Source organism: Phyllobacterium sp. GQ127 (genome assembly GCF_059758635.1).
Genome location: NZ_JCAXDZ010000020.1, coordinates 1 through 2,756, shown reverse-complemented (window position 1 = coordinate 2,756; position 2,756 = coordinate 1). Strand labels below are relative to the sequence as shown.

Below are 2,756 nucleotides of genomic sequence, written 5' to 3'. Positions count from 1 at the left end.
TACAAGGGCAATGCCGACAAGCACCAGGGCCATAGACATCTCGCTGCGAAACTTGCGCTTCGCAACCCGCTTCTCCGCCACAACAGTGGCTCCAGGTGTTGTCGTCATTGTGCTGCAAGCTCCATGATCTTGACTTGGTCTGCCTCTTTCCGATCGAGGATACCGGACACCCGTCCCTGCCGGATCGTCATGACACGGTCGCTCATCCCGAGGATTTCCGGGAGTTCCGACGAGATCATGATCACGGCGACTCCTTGAGCGGCGAGCGTGGAAATCATGCGGTGGATCTCAGCCTTAGCGCCGACGTCGATACCGCGGGTGGGTTCATCGAGAATGAGCACGCTAGGCTTTGTCAGCAGCCAGCGGCCGATCAGCACCTTTTGTTGATTGCCACCCGAGAGATTGAGGATCTTCTCATCCATTCCCGGTGTCTTGACCCTCAGGGAGGCCTTCATCGCCTCGCAGTCTTCGGACAGACGCTTTTGCTCGACAAAGCCACGACGCACATATCCGCCGCGTAGGGCCGCCATCTGCATATTCTGTTGTATGTCCAGGAGCAGGAAGCAGCCGGATTCCTTCCGATCTTCGGTTAGAAATGCCATTCCATTTTCCATAGCAATTGCGGGCGTATTCACCTTAACCGCCTTGCCTCTGATCTCGATCGTGCCAGACGTGGCTGGTGTCACGCCAAAAAGAGTTTCCGCGATATTGGAGCGGCCTGCGCCGACAAGCCCGGCAATTCCGAGGATTTCACCGGAGTGAAGGTCAAAAGACACGTTCTCGAAAACACCATCGAGACAAAGATTGCGCACGCCCAGCACAACAGCGCCGATCTTTGCGTCAACCTTGGGAAACATCTGGGAGATCTCACGCCCCACCATCATGCGGATGACCTCTTCACGGGTCAGTTCATTTGCCGGCTTTGTCGCGATATGCTTGCCATCCCGAAATATCGATACTTCGTCCGAGATCTCGAATAGTTCGTTCATCTTGTGGGTGATGTAGATGATGCCTTTTCCCCTCTCCCGTAAGGTCCTGATAATTCGGAAGAGATGCTCAACTTCGCGTTCAGTGAGCGCCGAGGTCGGTTCATCCATGATCAGAACATCCGACTCATAGGAAACCGCCTTGGCAATCTCGACCATCTGGCGACTGGCCACCGAGAGCAGGCCAACTCTTTCATCGGGATCCAGGTCGATGCCCAACTCCTCAAAAAGCCTGTATGTGCGATTATGCAATTCCTTATGGTCGACGAGGCCAAAGCGGTTTTTGGGTTCGCGCCGAATCCATATATTTTCTGCAACAGTCATATGATTCATCAAATTGAGCTCCTGATGAATCATGGCGATGCCGTTATCGAGGGCGTCCAGCGGGCTGTTGAGACGAATAGAAAGGCCGTTGAGGAAGAACTCGCCCGCATCAGGCGTGTAAATGCCGGCAATAATTTTCATCAGTGTGGACTTCCCCGCACCGTTTTCGCCCATCAGCGCATGGACCGTGCCGTGCCTCAGACGGAAACAGACATCATCCAACGCAACGTTTCCAGCAAACTCCTTGCGGACGTTTTTGACTTCCAACAGGTAGTCAGCCTTTGGTACGGCGCCGCTTTCCCGAACTGCCTTAACCGTTGATGGTGAAATTTTCTGCATCTTGGCCGTCCTTCTTTATGAGTGTTTCCGGATCGCCCTTTTCTACTAAGGACGGCTGTAGACGATTACGCTGATTGTCGAAGCTGCAGCGTAAACGGCAAAATGATGTTCCTGGGTTGTGTTTCGCCAGGAAGCTGCGTTCCTATTAGCTCAGCAATTGCCGGACCAAAGTCCAACGCGGGCACCTTGACCGTCGTAAGCCAGGGCGCCAACCATTCATTCAGACGATTGTCGTCAAAGCCGCAGATCACCAAATCATCAGCTATTCGCATGTGCCTCTCGCAAGCCGCCCGATAGACGCCATAAGCGATCATGTCGTTGGCGCAGAAGATCGAGTATTTCTTGGGATCAGCTTCGAAAAGACGCAACGCACAGTCATAGCCGGCCTGCATCGTGTATGCGCTTTCAAACTGGAGAACCTCGACCCCGTTTCCCAACCCTGCCAGGAATCCATCCAGTCGGGCCGTGCTGCCCGAGTAATGTTTGGGGCCGTGAAAGGCCACGCAGTTGGTATAGCCTCGTTCCACGAAATGCCGACCTACTGCCAAGCCGGCTTCGAAATTGTCGATCCCGACATAGGGCGCTAGAATTCCTTGCGCCGGCCGGCGGTTTACGAATATCAGATTATTTGGACGGGCAGCCAATTCTCGCAATTTCGGCGTATCAATCGCGCCCTGCAGGATAATTGCGCGCGCCCTCAGCCCCAATGCATCGGCAAGCAGTCTGTCCTGCTGGGTTGGGTTCTCGGCGGTATTGGCGAGAACCATCGACAACCCGATCTCTTTGAGGGCACTTTCTACCGATACTGCAATATCGGCGGTAAAGTGATTGGTTGCATCGGGGACCAACATCATAACGACGCGACTTTGAGACAGGCGAAGCGAGCGGCCTATTTCGGAGGGCGTATACCCCAACGTTTTCGCAGCGCGACGAACGCTTTCGATCTTGTGAGGAGAGACCGAGCTGGCCTTTCCAGAGAAGTATCTCGATACGGTTGCCGTCGAAACCCCAGATAGGCGTGCGACATCTCGTATGGTCGGGGGCTTGGACATCTATGCTCAATCTAGGCGGCTAAATTTGCGCACCATGCACGCATTCCGCCGCCTC

General features: G+C 54.4%; 2 protein-coding genes. Both read right to left on the bottom strand.

The genetic code is table 11. The features are described from left to right. Window positions 1-104: 104 nt before the first annotated feature. A complete protein-coding gene (locus AC6CHM_RS25055) occupies window positions 105-1,649 on the bottom strand; it encodes a sugar ABC transporter ATP-binding protein (protein WP_498176050.1) in 1,545 nt (514 codons plus the stop codon). Window positions 1,650-1,714: 65 nt separating this feature from the next. Next, window positions 1,715-2,701 carry a LacI family DNA-binding transcriptional regulator gene (locus AC6CHM_RS25050; RefSeq protein WP_498176048.1) on the bottom strand — a complete coding sequence of 329 codons (987 nt, stop codon included), beginning with the start codon at window positions 2,699-2,701 and terminating at the stop codon, window positions 1,715-1,717. Window positions 2,702-2,756 lie beyond the last annotated feature (55 nt).